The sequence below is a fragment of the Paenibacillus tritici genome (assembly GCF_018207515.1).
GTDB lineage: Bacteria > Bacillota > Bacilli > Paenibacillales > Paenibacillaceae > Paenibacillus_AQ > Paenibacillus_AQ tritici.
In genome coordinates this window covers 1,449,351-1,464,654 of record NZ_CP073365.1, presented here as the reverse complement: position 1 = coordinate 1,464,654, position 15,304 = coordinate 1,449,351, and the positions used below count along the sequence as shown (strand labels likewise).

The 15,304-nt window shown below is 56.6% G+C and carries 13 protein-coding genes; 2 read left to right on the top strand and 11 right to left on the bottom strand.

What is annotated here, in order from left to right:
* Positions 1-4: 4 nt before the first annotated feature.
* Entirely contained in the window at positions 5-730 is a 726-nt protein-coding gene (locus KDC22_RS06285; RefSeq protein ID WP_173130282.1) for a queuosine precursor transporter, read from the bottom strand.
* Positions 731-1,112: 382 nt separating this feature from the next.
* Here KDC22_RS06285 and KDC22_RS06280 point away from each other — a divergent pair, with 382 nt between their 5' ends.
* Positions 1,113-2,801, top strand: a complete 1,689-nt coding sequence (locus KDC22_RS06280; RefSeq protein WP_211722424.1) for a methyl-accepting chemotaxis protein — start codon at positions 1,113-1,115, stop codon at positions 2,799-2,801.
* A 910-nt stretch (positions 2,802-3,711) separates the two neighbouring features.
* Positions 3,712-3,843: a hypothetical protein gene (locus tag KDC22_RS33735; protein WP_281424967.1), complete on the top strand. Its 132-nt coding sequence runs from the start codon at positions 3,712-3,714 to the stop codon at positions 3,841-3,843.
* A 64-nt stretch (positions 3,844-3,907) separates the two neighbouring features.
* Here KDC22_RS33735 and KDC22_RS06275 read toward each other — a convergent pair whose 3' ends face one another.
* The 10 genes from KDC22_RS06275 to cbiB form a co-directional block, all read right to left on the bottom strand.
* Positions 3,908-4,234 (bottom strand): YnfA family protein, encoded by a 327-nt coding sequence (locus KDC22_RS06275; protein WP_173130277.1) that lies wholly within the window; start codon positions 4,232-4,234, stop codon positions 3,908-3,910.
* 35 nt (positions 4,235-4,269) lie between these two features.
* Positions 4,270-5,823, bottom strand: coding sequence for a cobyric acid synthase (locus tag KDC22_RS06270; RefSeq protein WP_211723909.1), 1,554 nt, complete (start codon positions 5,821-5,823; stop codon positions 4,270-4,272).
* 418 nt (positions 5,824-6,241) lie between these two features.
* On the bottom strand, positions 6,242-7,054 hold the full coding sequence (gene cobS, locus KDC22_RS06265; protein ID WP_173130274.1) for an adenosylcobinamide-GDP ribazoletransferase: 813 nt from the start codon (positions 7,052-7,054) through the stop codon (positions 6,242-6,244).
* The gene (gene cobU, locus KDC22_RS06260) at positions 7,051-7,608 is read right to left on the bottom strand and encodes a bifunctional adenosylcobinamide kinase/adenosylcobinamide-phosphate guanylyltransferase (RefSeq protein WP_211722423.1); all 558 of its coding nucleotides are present in this window, start codon (positions 7,606-7,608) and stop codon (positions 7,051-7,053) included. Before cobU ends, cobS begins: the two co-directional genes overlap by 4 nt.
* Positions 7,605-8,666 carry a nicotinate-nucleotide--dimethylbenzimidazole phosphoribosyltransferase gene (gene cobT / locus KDC22_RS06255; RefSeq protein WP_211722422.1) on the bottom strand — a complete coding sequence of 354 codons (1,062 nt, stop codon included), beginning with the start codon at positions 8,664-8,666 and terminating at the stop codon, positions 7,605-7,607. The genes cobU and cobT overlap by 4 nt, the downstream gene beginning before the upstream one ends.
* 237 nt (positions 8,667-8,903) lie before the next feature.
* Positions 8,904-10,124 carry a pyridoxal phosphate-dependent aminotransferase gene (locus KDC22_RS06250; RefSeq protein WP_211722421.1) on the bottom strand — a complete coding sequence of 407 codons (1,221 nt, stop codon included), beginning with the start codon at positions 10,122-10,124 and terminating at the stop codon, positions 8,904-8,906.
* The gene (locus KDC22_RS06245; protein ID WP_281424966.1) at positions 10,121-11,131 is read right to left on the bottom strand and encodes a D-alanine--D-alanine ligase; all 1,011 of its coding nucleotides are present in this window, start codon (positions 11,129-11,131) and stop codon (positions 10,121-10,123) included. The genes KDC22_RS06250 and KDC22_RS06245 overlap by 4 nt, the downstream gene beginning before the upstream one ends.
* A gap of 9 nt (positions 11,132-11,140) precedes the next feature.
* On the bottom strand, positions 11,141-12,601 hold the full coding sequence (locus KDC22_RS06240; protein ID WP_211722420.1) for an aminotransferase-like domain-containing protein: 1,461 nt from the start codon (positions 12,599-12,601) through the stop codon (positions 11,141-11,143).
* 593 nt (positions 12,602-13,194) lie between these two features.
* Positions 13,195-14,247, bottom strand: a complete 1,053-nt coding sequence (locus KDC22_RS06235) for a histidine phosphatase family protein (RefSeq protein ID WP_211722419.1) — start codon at positions 14,245-14,247, stop codon at positions 13,195-13,197.
* 53 nt (positions 14,248-14,300) lie between these two features.
* Positions 14,301-15,266 (bottom strand): adenosylcobinamide-phosphate synthase CbiB, encoded by a 966-nt coding sequence (gene cbiB / locus KDC22_RS06230; protein WP_211722418.1) that lies wholly within the window; start codon positions 15,264-15,266, stop codon positions 14,301-14,303.
* Between the last annotated feature and the right edge of the window lie 38 nt (positions 15,267-15,304).

Here is a 15,304-nt window from a genome sequence, read left to right as displayed (position 1 = left end):
CAATCTATAAAGGAAGCTGTCCGTTCTCCCGCAGAGCAGTCGGCTGTTCCTCTTCGGCAAATCTGAACGAGCGGGCGAGATACAATACCGGCGTGCCTGCGGCAGTGAGAATGAACTTGGCCAGATAGGTGGTCAGCAGAATCTCGGTCCATACCTTCAGATCATACATTCCGGCAAAAGCAATCGTGCAGAAGATCAGCGTATCGACAAAAGAGCTGACCATCGTGCTGCCGTTCGAGCGGATCCAGAGCTGGCGTGAGCTGCCGTAGTACTTCCGTATCCACGAATAGAGCCGCACATCCAGAAACTGGCTGATGAAATACGCGGTAAGACTGCCCAGAGCAAGTCTTGGCATCAGGCCAAAAATCAGCTGCAGGGAAGATTGGGCAATGTCCGTCTCCTGCGGCTCAAACTTCAGCACCATCTGCATAATGACGGTCGTCATCAGCAAGGTGAAGAATCCGAACCATACGGCGCTTCGCGCTTCCTTGCGGCCGTACCGCTCATTGAGCAGGTCACTGGTCATATAGAGTGTGACGTACATCGTATTGCCCAGCGTCATGACGATATCAAACGGCATCGCAATGGTCTTGGCTACCTGGATGTTGGCAACCACGGTTGCCATGCCGACCCAGGCATACAGCCCTTTTTTACCGAAAAATCGGTAGCAGATCAGAAAAAACACAAAATTAACAACAACAAATAAAGCTCCCCACAACAAATTAAACATAGTGCCTGGTACTCCTCCTAGTTTTGGTTACGCGGGATGGTTACGAACCGCGGAGATCAGCTTCTGACCACAAAACACTAATACTCTATCACATATAAAGCTAACATGCTATGGAATTTTAATTTTTCATGAAAATGGAAATTGATTCATTCTTTTTGGCGAATTGGTGATCGACTTCTTAAATATTCAGTTTTTTCTGAAAATAATGCGGTATATAGCAATTTTTCACTATTCAACCTGAGGTTAATTCTATAGAATAGTTATCAATCACCTTCCGCTAACCATAATATATGACCTATACCCATGGAATATATTGCAGCTTGCTGGCTCTTTGTCCGGCTTGGGAGATTAAGATGCACTTTACGGAAAAGGAGCGAATGCCATGTTTAGCTTCAAAAAATCAATTAGCCGCAAGTTTACGCTTTTGCTGTTTGTCGTTTTGTTACTCACTTCGCTTTTGTTAAGTATCAGCTTCTATGTCAACTCTATTGGTACGATAAACAGCTATGTGATGCCGCAGATCGACAAGTCTCTGACTGCCGCCGCCCAGGATGTATATAAGAACCTGAATGCAACCAGTGCGCAGCAGACGCTTAACAAGAATGAACAGGCACGGACCAATGTCGAATTCTTTTTTGAGGAGAAGCGGAAGAAGCAGGATGTGGAGACCGTCTTCCTTATTGATCTGAAGGAGGGCCAGGCCAAGGTGCTGACCGCAGATCATGGCGCCAAGCTTAAGCCGGACGAAGCCATTGAGGTGTCGCCTGCCATGGAGCAGGCCTCCAAAGGAAAAACCGGACTTAGTGAACTCTATGAAGACAGCCACGGTATACATAAGAGTGCCTATGTTGGAGTTCCCGGAACCACAATGATTGTGGCGGTAAGCTCGGATATGGGTTTTGTAAAAGACAAAATGAGCAGCATTCTCTGGACCAGTACAGGCATTACCCTGCTGGCACTTACAATTGGGCTCTCGGCCGCAGCCTACATGAGCCGCAGAATCACCCGCCCGATCACCCAGCTGGCTGCCTACAGCAACAAGCTGGCCGGGGGCGATTTCACTGAAGCGCTCACCCTCAAAGGCACGGATGAAGTTGGCCAGCTCTCTGAAAGCTTCCGCACCATGAGCGAGCGGCTGAAGGAGATGATCGGACATGTGCTGGATACCTCCGGTACGGTTGTCGCCGATTCCAATGATCTGAAGGCACGGGTCCAGATTCTGAATCACATGGCCGAACAATCGGCATCCTCTGTAGAGGAGATCGGCAAGGGCAGCACCATGATTGCCAGCAGTGCGAGGGATAATTCCCGGGCCATGGATGAGATCAATATGGGCATCCAGCATATCGCTTCCGCCGCCGGTGAAGTCACCGAGCAGATCAGCGAAGCTTCCACGGAAGCCCAGAGCGGCAATGATATTGCCCAGAGTGCAGTGGAGCAGATGCGCCAGGTTGAACAGGCATCCGAACAGTCGCTGGAGCAGTTCCGGATGATGAATGAACGCTCCCTCATGATCGGCGAGGTCGTGCAGGGCATTACCGAGATTACCAAGCAGATTCAGATGCTGTCGCTCAACGCTTCCATTGAAGCCGCCCGCGCAGGCGAGCATGGCCGGGGATTCGCTGTCGTTGCCGGGGAAGTGCGTAAGCTGTCCGAGCAATCCAAGACCTCCAATGAACAGATCCGTGAATTCCTGCTCAGTCTGCAGGAAGATATGAACCATTCGGTATCGGAAATGAACCATGTCAACGCAGAGGTCGCTTCCGGGGTGAATAAGGTTGTAGAAGCAGGCAATGCCTTCAACCACCTGCTGATCCTCATTCAGAGCATCAACCACAGCATCCAGTCCGTATCTGCCGCTACCCAGCAGATCTCCGCAGGCACCGAGGAGGTCAGTGCCTCCGTGGAAGAAACGGCGCAGATTGCCGCCAAGTCCCAGCAAAGCGCTGACACCCTTGCCGACAATTCTGCACGCCAGCATGAGGAGCTGGAAGGCCACGCCATGACCGTCGAGCATCTGTATCAGCAGGCGGTGAAGCTGCAGCAGGCGGTCGAGCAGTTCAAGATTTAACCGGTAACCTGTCACCTTCCTGTCACCTGCCTGGCGGCTATTACCATTTCAGCCTTCTATATAGTGAATTCCGGGGAATTCCCGGAGGGGTCCGGGCTTGTATGAATGGCAGCAGGCTGAGGCAGGGCATGGGAACAGGGATGAGACCAGCTCCGGTAACTCTAACTGTATAACGTACAACTAAAACGGCGGAGATTACGCTTATGGTAAGTTTAATTGTAGTTCATACAATTAAACTCGCCCATATTACTCAAACGAGGGCTCCCTGCTGTTTTTAATTGCACAGAGTACATTTAAGTTGATTTATCCGGGGTTTCGCGGTCTTTTAATTGTACAATATACATTTATAGGCTATGTACCTTAAGACGAATGCGTAGAGAAGTAGCAGGATGAGTTTCAGTGTGAGGGGCATATCTATATAGTAAAAGTTAAAAAGCAGTTCCAGACGCCTCTTGGCTAATGGAACTGCTTTTTGGTCTGATGAGGTTGTGAGATTGGTGTGGTTGAACGGATTGGATTGGTTGGATTGGTATATTGGTGCGGTTTTCTGTGAAAATACGTCTGGTACAACCTTCGATAAACGCACGGCCTACGTAGCACATCCAGTCCAATTGTGTTCGGTTTTTCGATTACATTTGGCTTACGTGGCGTACCCAGTCCAATTGTGTTCGGTTTTTCGATTACATTTGGCTTACGTGGCGTACCTAGTCCAATTGTGTTCGGTTTTTCGATTACATTTGGCTTACGTGGCGTACTCAGTCCAATTGTGTTTGGTTTTTCGATTACATTTGGCTTACGTGGCGTACCCAGTCCAATTGTGTTTGGTTTTCCGTTAAAATATGTTAAATAAATGAAAAGACGATGTTCTGTTTTTTAGCCACGTTGCTCATTTTCATGCTGGAGTTGTGCCTTGAAAGACATGTTTGTTTTCGGTTGGTTTGATTGGATTGATTGGTTTGTTGATTGGATTGGCGCGATTGGATTTGATTGGTTCCATGTTTTGATTGGTGCCATTGGTTCGATGATTCGATTGGTTGATTGATGCGATTATGTGGCTATGTAGATGGTCCGGTTGATGAAGCAAAGGATGGGGTGGGATCGCCTGCTCAATGCCTGGGTGCCCATAAAATGACGGATACACCGATCACGCAGATGCCCGCTCCGATCCAGTCGTAGAAGTCCGGGGTTTTGCGGTCCACCAGCCAGCCCCACAGCACAGCAAGCACAATGAACACTCCGCCATAAGCGGCGTACACCCGGCCAAAGGATGGGAACTTCTGCAGGGTTGGGATTACTCCATAAGCAATCAGGATGACGGAGCCTGCTAATCCGTACCATAGCGGACGGGATTCCCGCAGCCATAGCCAGATGAGATATCCGCCCCCGATCTCAGCCAGACCGGCCACAATGAACAGCAGCACTGCAAATACCATCTCTTGTCCCCTCCTTCTCTAGTCCTCCAGCTTCTCTAGTTCGCACCTGCCGATAAGCCCATAATCTCATAAACCGCAGCCATGTTCAGATGTGACTTCACCGTATCTGCCAGCCGGTCAAATTCCTGCTCACGCAGAGCAGCGGCCGAGAAGGTTGCGGTTAACGGCGCCAGCCCTTTGGCTATACGAAGCCCGTTCAGCCAGCTCCGGCGCAGCTCATCGTTATGGAACAGCCCATGCAGATAGCTGCCCCAGATTCTGCCGTCCGGGGTTCCCCAGCCCTCCGGCACAGCCAGCTCTTCCGGTCCCGCAATCGTAAACAGGCTCAAGACGGAGGCCGGGTCATGGTTCGTTGTCGTTCCCATATGTATCTCATATCCGGTCACAGGGAGCTTCCCAATTTTTCCGGTATCTGCGGGGCTTAACCGCAGGGGATGGCCCGCAGCCAGCCCTCCGCTCACACGCACCGTAGTCTTCTGCTGGAGAAACGATGTCGAGAGCGGCAGGTACCCGAGACCTTCACTCTCGCCCGGTTCTGCACTCTCTACGGAATCGGGGTCAAGCAGCTTCAATCCCAGCATCTGATATCCGCCGCAGATTCCGGCAAGCTGATGTGTTCCCTGCCCAAGCGCATGTTCTATCGCCTCCGGGAACCCCTGCTCCCGCAGATACTGCAGGTCAGCCGCCGTATTCTTCGTGCCCGGCAGGATGATGACATCCGGTGTTCCAAGCTCGTCTGCCGAGGTAACGTAACGCACGGCAGCATCCGGCTCCTCCTCCAGCGGATCGAAGTCGGTGAAGTTGGAGATCCGCGGATAACGGATGACCGCGATATCAAGCTCTTTCGCTGAATCCCCCCGCAAACGTCCGGACGTTCCTTCCAGAACTACGGAATCCTCCGCCTCAATCCGCAGCTGCGGCAGGAACGGCAGCACGCCCAGCACCGGAATGCCGGTGCGCTCCTCCAGCCAGTCCAGTCCGGGCTGCAGCAGGGAGACATCCCCGCGGAATTTATTGATAACGAAGCCTTTGACCCGGGCGCGTTCCTGCGGCTCCAGCAGCTCCAGCGTACCGACAATGAAGGCAAAGACGCCGCCCCGGTCAATGTCGGCGACCAGCAGCACCGGCGCATCTGCCCAGCCGGCCAGATTCATATTGACGATATCCCGGGCCTTAAGGTTGATCTCAGCCGGGCTGCCCGCGCCTTCCAGCAGCACAATATCATAGGCCTCCCGCAGACGACCCAGCGCATCCATCACGGTCCCTTTGGCTTCGGGGAGGAACTTCTCCCGGTATTCCCTTGCGCTGAGCGCGGCATGGGGCACCCCGTGGACCACGATCTGCGCACTCATCTCACCGGAAGGCTTCAGCAGAATTGGATTCATATCGCTGGTTGCCGTAATGCCGAAGGCTTCCGCCTGCATCCCCTGGGCGCGGCCGATTTCCTTGCCGTCCGCTGTAACATAGGAATTCAGCGCCATATTCTGCGATTTGAACGGGGCCGTACGGTACCCGTCCCTGGTCATGATCCGTCCGATGGCGGCAGTGACCAGGCTTTTGCCGACATCGGACGCGGTCCCCTGGATCATCAGCACAGCGGCAGGCCCGGGCTTCGGCGATAGCGCCGCAGCTTGCTGGGCTGTAGCTTGGCGGGCCGATGGAGCTGCGGCTCGGTGTACCGCTGGAGCTTTTGCTTGACTGGCAGATGGGACTGTAGCTTGACGGGCCGATGGAGCAATAGTCTCGAAATTCGCCTCCGCTGCTTCTCCCGCTCCTGCCTGGGCTGCGGTCTTACCTGCGGATGTGTCTTCCATGTTCATCTTCCTCGCTTTCTTGCTGCGGCCGGAGTTGACGGCGGTGCAGTCCTATTGAGCGCTACGGCGCGGGTTTGATGCTGGTCGGCGAACGCCGAACGATTAGAGCGCTGCGCGGCCTTGAGTGCAGGGCGGCGAACGCCGAACGATTCGAGCGCTATGCGCGCCTTGAGTGCAGGCCGGATGCGGCCTGCTACAGCAGGTTGTGCTGCACCAGCACCAGCACAAGCAGAACCACCGTCTCCAGCAGCTCACACAGCGCGCCGTAGACGTCGCCGGTGAGCCCGCCGAGCCGGCTGCTGACCCGCCGTGCTGCAAGCCTGCCGCAGGCAGCCGCAGCCACCGGCGCCAGGATGGCCGCCGCCGCAAGCAGCGGCCAGGCCCCGCTGCCCGCGCCGAGCGCCAGAGGCGCTGCGGCTGCGGCCAGCGTAAGCAGCGCGGCGCTTAAAAGCGCGCGCCGCTCCAGCCGGGCAGGCAGCCCGCCGAAGGTGGCGGCCAGCCCCTCATTGCCGCGGGCCAGCGGATAGCGGGCCATGGCCCGCACCATGTACCAGCGGCCCCAGACCGGCGGCAGCAGGAGCAGCGGCAGCAGGCTGAAGCTGCCGCCCCCGATAAATGCCGCCAGCAGCGAGGCCTTCAGCAGCAGGAGCAGCACGCAGGCCAGCACGCCCATAGCGCCTACGCGGCTGTCCTTCATAATCTCCAGCATCCGCTCCCGGGAGCGGTAGCTCAGCAGTGCATCGGCGCTGTCCATCCAGCCATCAAGATGCAGCCCGCCGGTCAGACCCACCCACAGGATGAGGGTGATTACAGCGGCGGGCCAGGCCGGCAGCAGCCAGGCTGCCGCTGCGGCGCCAAGCGCGGTGCTGAGTCCGATTGCCGCACCGACAAGCGGATAATAGACCACGCTTGCCCGCAGCAGCCCGGGTGAGAAGTCCGGGCTGTACCTGACCGGGAACCGTGTCAGGAACTGAAAGGCGGCAGCGGCATTTCCCCTCGCACTCACAGAAGATACTCCCGGCTTCTTAGCTCAACCGGTATCCCGGCCGTAACCAGGAATACCTGTTCACAGCGGGCAGCTAAACGGGCGTTCATCCGCCCGGCTAAATCACGGTACAGCCGTCCAAGTGCATATTCCGGCACAATGCCGTCGCCTACTTCATTAGTAACGAGAATAAGCGTCCCCTGGAAGCTGGCGACCCCCTGCTCCAGGGCGGTAATCTCAGACTCTATCCATGGTTGCCTGTCACTCCGTTCCTCCACGGCCAGCAGTTGATTCGACAGCCAAAGCGTCAGACAATCCACCAGCACGGTCTGCCCGCTGCCGGAGAGCCGCTCCAGCAGCGCCGTAAGTGCAAGCGGCTCCTCCAGGGTCTCCCACCGGAAGCCGTCCTCCAGCCGCTGCTGCCGGTGCAGGGCAATTCGCGCCTCCATCTCCTCATCGAACGCTTGACCGGTCGCCACGTAGACCGCCTGCTGCGAAACAGCCAGCTTCCGGGTCAGGCGCTCGGCGAAGCCGCTTTTGCCGCTGCGTGCCCCGCCGGTTACAAGGATACTCATACGCTCTCCGAGCCGGAGACTCCCGCACTCTCGAAGGTGGCCATCTCCCGCATAATCCGGCTGACCGCATCAATGAAGTGCAGACACAGAGCGCCGCCCGTGCCTTCACCCAGGCGCAGCCCGAGATCCAGCAGGGCCGCAAGGCCGAGACGGTCCAGCATCAGCTTATGGCCCTGCTCGCCCGAGACATGGGAAGCGAACATGTAAGCCGTGGATTCCGGCGCCAATGCCTTGGCCACCAAGGCTGCGGCCCCGGAAATGAACCCGTCCAGAATGACCGGAATCCGCAGCGCGGCCGCCCCGAGAATCAGACCGGCCAAGCCGGCTATCTCAAGCCCGCCGACCTTGGAGAGCACATCTATGGGGTCTGCCGGATTCGGGGCATTCACCTCCAGGGCGCGTTCGATCACCGCGACCTTGTGCTGCAGCCGCTCATCGCCGATGCCTGTGCCGCGTCCGGCTGCCGCCTCTGCCGGAATCCCTTCCAGTGCACATAATACCGCAGCACTGGCTGTTGTATTGCCGATTCCCATCTCACCGGTAATCAGAAGCTCTGCGCCATCCTTCACCGCCTCCTGGGCCACCTGAATCCCAACCAGAACCGCGCGCAAGGCCTCCTCCCGGCTCATGGCCGGACCTGCTGCCATGTTATCCGTACCCCGGCGCACCTTGCGGTCAATAAGCTGCGGGTGTGCTATGTCCCCGTTGATCCCGATGTCCACGAACCGCACCTCTGCGCCGCCCTGGCGGGCCAGCACGTTCACCGCAGCCCCGCCGTTCAGGAAGTTATACGCCATCTGTATGGTGACCTCCTGCGGGAAGGCGCTGACGCCTTCACTGCAGACCCCATGGTCCGCAGCCATAACGACTACCATACGTTTGCCGTAACTGGGCTGCTCATCTCTGGAGATTCCGGCCAGCCGGACAGCCAGCTCCTCCAGCCGCCCGAGACTGCCGGGCGGCTTGGTCAGGCTGTTCAGGCGGAGTACCGCGCGCAGTGCGGCTTGTTCGTCAGGCGGGGTGATTCGTCCGGTTACTTCTTGAATGGCTGCGATCATGATATTGCCTCCTGTCAGATCATGCAGGAGTGATTCCCCTGCAAGTTGAACGGCTACGCCGTCCTTGATATTTCACAAAACCCATCCGGTCCCACAACTCTCTTCAGCTTAAAAACATAAAAAGCCCCCCAACTTCGAAGAAGGGGGCCTCCGCTGAACTGGCTGCAAGCCAATCTACTCTATCTTATCCCTATTTCTTCCTTTAAGGATTATAGGTGATATAAAATAATCTTACAATTAGATTTTTCCCTTCCGGGTGTCCACTTTCATGAAGCCTTCCAGCCGCTCCAGCGCTTCGGTCAGCTTCGCCGTAGAAGCGGCATAGGAGCAGCGGATATATCCTTCTCCACCAGCTCCGAACACATGGCCCGGAACCACTGCAACGCCAGCCTCCTTCAGCAGCTTCAAGGCGAACTCCTCTGATCCCATACCCGTGCGGGCGATGGAAGCGAAGGCGTAGAAGGCTCCCTCCGGCATATGGCAGGACAGTCCGGCGGACCGCAGACCCTCCACCAGCAGCGACCGGCGTTCTCTGAAGCACTCCTTCATCCGGTCTTTATCCGGCAGCGCCGTGCGCAGCGATTCCGTAGCGGCAATCTGACCCAGCACAGGTGCGCACATGGCGGTGTATTGATGGATTTTCAGCATGGCTCCGAGAAGTTCGCGGTTCCCGCAGGCATACCCCACCCGCCAGCCCGTCATGGCAAAAGCCTTCGAGAACCCGCTGATCACCACCGTCCGCTCCTTCATGCCGGGAAGGGAGGCGATACTTACATGTCTTCCGCCATAGGTCAGCTCGGCATAGATCTCATCCGAAATTACGATCAGCCCGTGCTCCTTCACCACTTCAGCGACCGGCAGCCAATCCTCGTAAGTCATGACCGCCCCCGTAGGATTGCTTGGAAAATTCACCATCAGCAGCTTCGTCCGCGGCGTAACCGCCTGCCGCAGCGCTTCGGCTGTAAGCTTGAAGCCCTCCTCCACCTTCGTCTCCACCGTAGCCAGCGTCCCGCCGTTCAGATAGGCGATAGGCGCATAAGCGACATAGCCCGGAGAAGGAATGAGGATCTCATCCCCGGGAGCAATGAACGCACGCAATGCCAGATCCACCGCTTCACTGCTGCCTACCGTAACCAGTATCTCGTCCGCTGGCTCATAGCTCAGTCCGAAGCTGGTCCGCAGATAGCCGGAAACCTCTTCCCGAAGCTCCGGCATCCCGCTGTTCGGGGTATACGTTGTCTCTCCACGGTCCAGCGCGCGGATACAGGCAGCCCTTACCTGCTCAGGAGTAGCGAAGTCGGGCTCGCCGACCCCAAGTGATATAACATCGTTGTTACCCGCAGCCATATCAAAAAAAGCCCGGATGCCCGAAGGCGGAATCTCCCTTAAGCGGGGAGTAACGAACTCCTCATACAAGGAGCTGCTGCCGTTCAGCAGTGCAGATTGACTCTTCCTCATCGTCTGACACCCCCTGCTTCAGCATATTGCGGCAAATCGTTATCCGGTGAATCCGCCGACTTTCCCTGCAACGGTTCCGGTTCCAGCCCCGCCCCTCCGCGCTCCTGCAGCGACCCGGTTATTATTTTATCCAGCAGGCTACTGAAGGAAATACCAGCCGCTTGAGCGCTCTGGGGCAGCAGGCTGGTTGCGGTCATCCCGGGCAGTGTATTCACCTCCAGCACGTACGGAATGCCGTCCTTCAGCAGCATATCCACTCTGGCATACACGGCGCATTTGAGCGCCCGGTAGCAGGTTAACGCCGCCGTCCGCACCCGTTCGTCCAGGGCATCCGGCAGCTGGATGATCCGCTCCTCTGCTCCGCCCTGCTCGTATTTGGCGCTATAATCGAACCAGTCAGCACCCAAGGACTGAATCCCGATTACCGGCAGCATCTCTCCCCCCAGAATCGAGCAGGTAATCTCCTGCCCTGTGATATAACGTTCGATCAGCACCGGGCCCTCTTCGGCACAAGCAAAAGCCTTCTCCACCGCCCCCGGCAGCTCCTGCGGATGATTCACCTTGGTCATGCCGATGCTTGAGCCGCCCGAATTCGGCTTGACCATCACCGGATAACCGAGCCGTTCCACGGCTTGCGGTTCGTATTCCTTCATACTGTCCCAGCACAGCCAGTCAGGGGTGGGAATCCCGTGGCTGCGGATCACCGTCTTCGCCAGACTTTTATCCATACACAAGCTGCTGGAGAGCACCCCGCTCCCGGAATACGGAATGCCGAGTGTTTCCAGCGTACCTTGTACGGTGCCATCTTCTCCGTAGGCTCCATGCAGGGCGAGCAGAGCGAAGTCCAGCCCTTTTACGCCTTCCAGCAGCTCTTTACGCGTGGTGATGGGTACAGGAATCCCGATGTATTTTGCCGGGTCCAGCGCCTTCAGCATCTCCCTGCCGGTCTTCATCGACACCTCATATTCAGACGATACGCCGCCCATAATGACACCTACTCTGATCATATCCGCACCTCATCCTCTCATTAGTTGCCGTGCTGTCCTGCCGATAATCTCAATCCCTCTGCGTATATCCTCATCCGCCACTCTGGAGAATCCCAGCCGCAGCGTGTTCTGCCCTGTACCGTCTGTGAAGAAGATGTCTCCCGCTGTAAAAATAACCCCCTGCGCATGGCACGCCGCCAGCAACTCCCTTGTCCTGAAGCCTTCAGCGAACGTTACAAACAGATGCAGCCCCCCGTCCCCCGACAAGGAGGCATATGGAATATGCTCGGTGCAGCAGGCCAAGGTCAGCTCGTATTTGCGTTTATACTCCAGCCGGGCCTTCTTCAGATACTTCTCCAGATTGCCGCCCAGCAGGTATTGGTACAGAATAGACTGGTCGAGCGTCGAGGTATGAATGGTGCGTGCCCGCTTGACGCTTTCGAGATAATAGATCAGCTCCTGATCCGCCAGCACCCAGCCCACCCGCAGCCCGGGGAACAGGACCTTGGAGAAGCTGCCGAGGTAGACTACGCCGTTCCCGCCGCCTGCCGCCGCAATGAGCGGAGCCACATGGGCACCTGAATAACGCAGCTCCTCGTTGAACCCGTCCTCAATCACCGGCACGTTATAGTGCTGCATCAGCTCCATTAGTCCTTGTCTTTTCTCGGGAGACATGACGATGCCGGTGGGATTATGGTAGGAGGGAACCAGATAAGCACAGTCGAATTCCCGCTCCTCCAGCGCCCGCTTCAGCTCTCCCAGGTGGATGCCGTCCCGTTCCATCGTTACCCCGTGAATGCCGAAGCCGTGCAGCTTCAGATTCTTGATCGCCGTATGATGGGTCGGATTCTCGCAGACCACAGCGCCATGCCGCTTGCCAAGAGCCGACAACACCAAGTCAAAACCCTCCGTGAACCCGTTAGTAATCAGCAGATCCTTCCCGCGCAGATCCACGCCCTTGTGCTCCATATATTGCTTAAGATAGTCTATTAATGGCTTATAGCCTTTTGCATATCCATAATTCAGCAGAACGTTGCCCTCTACGGACATACGTTCCAGAAAAGCTCTCCGGACCTGATCCAGCTCGAAGAGGCGCTCATCCGGGGCGATGCTGGTAAAAGAAATCGTTCCTTTCTCCGCGCGTATCCCCCGCTTCATAATGTCCAGCTCCTCCGCGAGCAGCGCCTGGCTGCTGAGCCGCTCTGTCCAGTCCAGAGTCCAGGAGGCAGCCTCCGGGCCGCTCTGCGCCGCTGCGCCTTGTGAGACATAACTGCCCTGGCCCTGCACCGTGTAGGCGAAACCATCGTCTTCAAGACCCTCGTAGGCCGAAATTACCGAGTTGCGGCTGACCTTCAGCAAGGTGCTGAGCTCGCGTGTCGAAGGGAGCTTCTGGCCGCCCTGGAGTGCGCTTTTGATAATGAGATGCTTCATATAATCCTTCACCTGGATATATACCGGACGTCCGGCAATGAGCTTGAAATCCTTGAACATCCTGTGATCGCCCCCACAGCTATCATGGCACAGACGCGGCCGTAAAAAAAGAACCACCGCCCCGGGATTTTCTTCCGGCCGTGGTTCTATGGATGGGTAAGCGGTGTGACTGGGGACTTCCGGGTGTGAATCAACGTACCTGATCAGTGCTAACGGAACTGTCAGGGCTGATGTGCCCGTTCAAGATTCACCTTGGGTAATCTGTTGTATTTTGTACAGTAGAAGTGGGGAGAACTTATCCTTTTCTGTGTTCTGTTGCACTATGTACATTAGAATTTTGGATTTCCACCCTAATCGGGCCCATTTCCGATATTCTGCTGCAGGAAATACAATAGAATGTGTTTTTGGACCTTTCCCCCCTCATTCTGTTGCACATAGTGCAATCACCTTCTGCTTTTTCAAATTACTCTCAGCTATACCGGACTGTTCCCGGCAATATGGCTACCTTGTTATTCTCAAATCCTTAAAAGTAGCTACACGGCCAATTGGTAATTCCCTGTTCCCCCTGCTAATCCGGGCTATATACCCTGCTACTCTCTGCTATTCCCTGCTATCCCCTGCTATTTCCTGCTTCACCCTGCTGTTCCCGGCCGCTAGATTTCGCATGGTATCATACGCCAAACTCCCGCCTGACAGCGAAGATTCATTACCATAACCTCACCCGGATCCGGGGCCGCTGCGGCATAGAACGTCATGCCTTCGACGATCCGTGCCAGCAGTTGCCGGATTACGCCGCCATGCGTTACCAGCAGCACACGATAAACCTTAGGAACCTGCGTTGACCCTGGCTTCATTGCTGTGGTCTCTGGAGTACATCCACTCGTAATATGTTCTTCCGGCCTTACAGAAGCCTCATGTACCAGCACCGCTCCTGATCCTGTTAGTGCTCCTACATCAGCTCCTACATCAGCTCCTGCTTCTACTTTTGCACTTGCTCCTACTCCCGTATCTACTGCAGCTTCTGCACTAGCTCCTGAATTTGCTCCTGCATCTTTCCCTGCATTAGAGTCTTCACCTGCTCCTGTTCTTTCTCCCGCACCTGTAATTGCTCCTACTCCTGTACCTGCATCAGCTCCTGCTTCTTCACTTGCCCCTGCCCCTATATCAGCCCCTGCTTCTGCACTTCCACCTGCTCCCGTACTTACTCCTACTCCTGACCATAATCCTGCTTCTGCTTCCCGCTGGAGCTGAGACCAGAAGTTGTCTACACGGGCTGCAAATTCCTCCCACGGCTCACCGTCCGGCGGGGTTACCGACCCGGGATCGTCGATCCAGCTGCGGTAATGCCTGTTATCCTTCAGTTGCTCATACGTGCAGCCTTCCCAAGCGCCGAAATCTGCCTCCCGCAGCCGCGGGTCAAAGATCGCCTGCCGCTCCAGATGCGGAGCCATGTCTGCCAGCGTCTCCTTGCATCTGCGCAAGTCACTGCAATAGACGCGGCTGAACTCTCTGCTTAGTATCGGCTGGCTCCTCAGTGCGGACAACTGCTGATGCGCATCCGGGAGCAGCGGCAGATCCGTTTGGCCCAGATAGCGGCGTTCAGCATTCCACTGGGTGTGCCCGTGGCGGATCAGGACCAGTTCCAGCTCAATCTCATGTGCCAGATCACTTGGGGCACCGTGTTCTGCCGGGTGCAACTCCTTCAAGTGCCCTCCCTTACTCTTACCCTTATCCCTATCCTTGTCCATCTGCACCATGATCAGCCTCCAATCCCATGCCACAGCATGGCGGCGGCTGCACATAAACAGACAAATATGGCGGAAGACAGCATCATCAGCCGCGAAGTTGCTATAATATCCTCCGGCTCCGTCGTCCGCAGCGGATCGCCCATGTAAGCACGGAAAGAGGTTATGCCATGGTACACATTCTCGCCGCCCAGGCGGATGCCCAGCGCTCCGGCGACCGCCGATTCAGGGTAGCCGCTGTTCGGGCTGGGGTGAAGACGGGCATCCCGCCGCACGGTGCGCCAGCATCTACGCCAGTCCAGATGCAAGAGCGCAGCACATAAGGTTAGCAATAGCGCGGTAATTCGCGCCGGTATGTAGTTAGCAATGTCGTCCAGCCGGGCAGACGCCCAGCCGAGGTCGCGGTATTTATCGTTCTTGTAACCTACCATGGAATCCAGCGTATTCACCGCACGGTAAGCCATCGCCAGCGGTGCCCCGCCCAGCAGGGCGAAGAACAGCGGCGAGAGTATCGCATCCACGATATTCTCCGCCACTGTCTCCACCGTGCCGCGGACAATCTCCGGGCTCTCCAGGTGGGCTGTATCCCGGCCGACGATCATCCCCAGCGCCCTGCGGGCCGCGGGGATATCGCCTTGGCGCAGCTCGGCATACACTGCCATCCCTGCGTCCTTCAGGCCTTTGGAGGCGATCGTCGTGGAGATTAGCCAGACTTCGGCAACACCAGCCAGCCAGGGAGATAGGCGGGAGAGCAGAATGACAAGCAGCGTAGTCAGCACCCATGCGCCGCCCGCCACCAGCAACGGAAGCAGCAGGCCAGCCCGCTTAAGGGCACGAGGCCCCGAGGCGAAGCGGCGGATAAACCGCTCTATCGCAGTAATAGCCTTCCCCATGTAGACAACAGGATGGGGAAGCTTGCGCGGATCGCCAACGATCCGGTCCACAACATAAGCAGCTAGTAGGATTAAGGCAAGCCTCACTTCCACTCACCCCACTGCTGGGTTTGGCAGTCCATGCC

What these genes read in the sequence shown, in the direction of transcription:
- KDC22_RS06245 (WP_281424966.1), bottom strand. Translation starts at nt 11,131, where the DNA reads ATGATCAGAGTAGGTGTCATTATGGGCGGCGTATCGTCTGAATATGAG.
- KDC22_RS06275 (WP_173130277.1), bottom strand. Translation starts at nt 4,234, where the DNA reads ATGGTATTTGCAGTGCTGCTGTTCATTGTGGCCGGTCTGGCTGAGATC.
- KDC22_RS06285 (WP_173130282.1), bottom strand. Translation starts at nt 730, where the DNA reads ATGTTTAATTTGTTGTGGGGAGCTTTATTTGTTGTTGTTAATTTTGTG.
- KDC22_RS06250 (WP_211722421.1), bottom strand. Translation starts at nt 10,124, where the DNA reads ATGAGGAAGAGTCAATCTGCACTGCTGAACGGCAGCAGCTCCTTGTAT.
- KDC22_RS06280 (WP_211722424.1), top strand. Translation starts at nt 1,113, where the DNA reads ATGTTTAGCTTCAAAAAATCAATTAGCCGCAAGTTTACGCTTTTGCTG.
- cobT (WP_211722422.1), bottom strand. Translation starts at nt 8,666, where the DNA reads ATGATCGCAGCCATTCAAGAAGTAACCGGACGAATCACCCCGCCTGAC.
- cobU (WP_211722423.1), bottom strand. Translation starts at nt 7,608, where the DNA reads ATGAGTATCCTTGTAACCGGCGGGGCACGCAGCGGCAAAAGCGGCTTC.
- KDC22_RS06270 (WP_211723909.1), bottom strand. Translation starts at nt 5,823, where the DNA reads ATGATCCAGGGGACCGCGTCCGATGTCGGCAAAAGCCTGGTCACTGCC.
- KDC22_RS06240 (WP_211722420.1), bottom strand. Translation starts at nt 12,601, where the DNA reads ATGTTCAAGGATTTCAAGCTCATTGCCGGACGTCCGGTATATATCCAG.